3 protein-coding genes are annotated in these 1,995 nt (G+C 33.0%); all 3 read left to right on the forward strand.

Going from position 1 to position 1,995, the window contains the following annotated elements:
- Positions 1 to 445 (forward strand): hypothetical protein (locus IBX42_RS12245; RefSeq protein ID WP_294933213.1); only part of this gene is annotated, 445 nt, incomplete at its 5' end.
- The gene (locus IBX42_RS12250) at positions 423 to 1,508 is read left to right on the forward strand and encodes a glycosyltransferase family 4 protein (RefSeq protein ID WP_294933214.1); all 1,086 of its coding nucleotides are present in this window, start codon (positions 423 to 425) and stop codon (positions 1,506 to 1,508) included. The genes IBX42_RS12245 and IBX42_RS12250, both read left to right, overlap by 23 nt.
- Positions 1,496 to 1,936 (forward strand): hypothetical protein, encoded by a 441-nt coding sequence (locus IBX42_RS12255; protein WP_294933215.1) that lies wholly within the window; start codon positions 1,496 to 1,498, stop codon positions 1,934 to 1,936. Before IBX42_RS12250 ends, IBX42_RS12255 begins: the two co-directional genes overlap by 13 nt.
- The last annotated feature ends 59 nt before the right edge of the window (positions 1,937 to 1,995 follow it).

Here is a 1,995-nt window from a genome sequence, read left to right on the forward strand (position 1 = left end):
CAGTTACACCTTAATTTTACTGCATTGTTGTTCAGTTTTTGGGGTCCAGCTCATAGTGTTACCATTTTCACAGTCATTTGGAATCAATTACTTTATCGGAAACGATTTAGGAAGTGGTGGAAATATGGGTGGCTGGGTCGAGCAAGGAGCGGAAAGTTTTATAGGTTTACTCATGTACAACACTGGTCTAATAGGTGTTTTGATAGTAGTTTTTCTTTTTTTAAAGCTAACAATAATAGCTATAAAAAGAAAAGACCTAATTGGTAAATTCTTTATTACTGTACTACTACCTGTATTTTGGGCATCTTTTTTACAAGAAAATTCATTCAATCTATCATATACTGTACCAAGACTTATTTTATATACATTAATAATATTATACTTTTACAGTTTCATTATAAATAAACAAAGGAATAACACAAATGAAAATTCTACTAATATCTAACATGTATCCATCAAAAGATTATCCATTTTATGGAATCTTTGTAAAAAACTTTGAAAACCAACTCATAGCAGAAGGTTTTGAGTTTGAAAAAGCAGTCATAAAAGGTCGAGGTAGAACAAAATTAGAAAAATTAAAAAAGTATTTTCAATTTTTTGCTGATGTTTTTAAAGCTTTAAGAGAAGATAAATATGATTTGATTTATGTTCATTATGCTGAGCATTCTTTAATTCCACTTACATTATTTGGGCATTTAATTAAAAAACCACTCATAATCAATGCTCATGGTGATGATATATCGTATCCCTCTTTCATAAGTTCATTTGTAAAAAGTACTATTAAAAAATGTGACTTGATTGTAGTACCTTCAAACTATTTCAAAGAAATAGTTGGGCAAAACTACAATCACAACAATGTATTCGTATCTCCTTCAGGGGGTATCGATACTAATCTATTTAAACCTATAGTTGTAGAAAGAAGCAAACTGTTTACGATTGGCTTTGTCTCTCGTATAGATGAAGGAAAAGGCTGGGATATATTGCTCGATGCAGTTTATCTTTTAAAACAAAAGAACTTAAATTTTAAAGTGCTATTGGTGGGTAGCGGAGATCAAAAGGATGCTATGCTGAAAAAAATAGATGAACTGGAACTAAGCAGTATAGTAGAATATGTTGGAGCAAAGCCTCACGATGAGCTACCTCACTGTTTTAACCAAATGGATATTTTTACTTTTCCAACTATTAGAAAAGCTGAAAGTTTAGGTCTTGTTGGACTAGAAGCTATGGCATGTGGTGTGCCTGTGGTGGGTTCAAATATTGGCGGATTGCCTAGCTACATTTCTGATGGTGTAAACGGAAAGCTATTTGAAGCAGGAAACAGTGAAGAGTTGGTAAAATGTATAGAGTTTTTTATGACAATGGATAAAGATGAGTTTGCTAAGTATAAACTGCAAGCTTTAGAGACTGCCAAAAGATATGACTCGAAAGTTGTAGCTAGTGAACTAGCAGAGAAATTGAAAGAGCTTTCAAAGGGAAATAAAGAAGAGAAAATAACATGTGTGGAATAGTAGGAACAGTAAATAAACCATTTGACAAGTCACTTTTAGAACTTATAGCACATCGTGGACCTGATGATAGCGATATAGTAAACTTCAGAAGTGGTAGTAATGAAATATATTTAGGGCATGTGAGACTCTCTATACAAGACCTAAGTGTTGCAGGGCATCAGCCTATGTACTCAGCTTGTGGAAATTTTGTGATCATCTTCAATGGTGAGATATACAATCATCTTGATTTAAGAGAAAAGTTAAGTGCTATAGAGTGGAGAGGTCATAGCGACACAGAAACCATCGTAAATTACATGGCAGAGTATGGAGTAGAGTCGGTCAAAGATTTTAACGGTATCTTTGGGTTTGCACTTTTTGATGGTGTGAATGAAAAGCTTTATATAGTAAGAGATAGATATGGGGTAAACTATTTATTTTACTCAAAATAGCAATGAGCTGATATTTAGCTCTGAGATACGACCTATAAAAAAGCTGATAGATAGTAGTG

Origin of the sequence: Sulfurimonas sp. (assembly GCF_014859695.1) — a bacterium.
In the GTDB taxonomy this organism is placed as follows: domain Bacteria; phylum Campylobacterota; class Campylobacteria; order Campylobacterales; family Sulfurimonadaceae; genus Sulfurimonas.